This window comes from Phosphitispora fastidiosa (assembly GCF_019008365.1).
Lineage (GTDB): Bacteria > Bacillota > Thermincolia > Thermincolales > UBA2595 > Phosphitispora > Phosphitispora fastidiosa.
In genome coordinates this window covers 1-236 of record NZ_JAHHUL010000217.1, presented here as the reverse complement: position 1 = coordinate 236, position 236 = coordinate 1, and the positions used below count along the sequence as shown (strand labels likewise).

Annotated in this window: 1 protein-coding gene; it reads left to right on the top strand. The window is 66.9% G+C overall.

Annotated features, from left to right (window positions below):
- On the top strand, window positions 1-236 hold a 236-nt coding region (locus Ga0451573_RS19570), incomplete at both ends, for a hypothetical protein (protein ID WP_231685889.1).

The window sequence follows — 236 nt, the reverse complement described above, 5'->3', positions numbered from 1 at the left end:
CCACACGCTGCTGCTGATCCTGAACATCCTGCCGATCGTGCTGCTGTCGAAGAGCCTGGCCTCGCTGCTCGACCATGGCATTGCCAGCTTCGGCGCGCCCACCGCACTTGGTGGCCTGCTCATCGCCGCCATCGTCTTCACGCCGGAAGCCATCACCGCGCTTCGCGCCGTTTCCGGCAATGAGCTGCAGCGCGCGGTCAACCTGTGCCTGGGTGCGGCAACCTCGACCGTCGGCC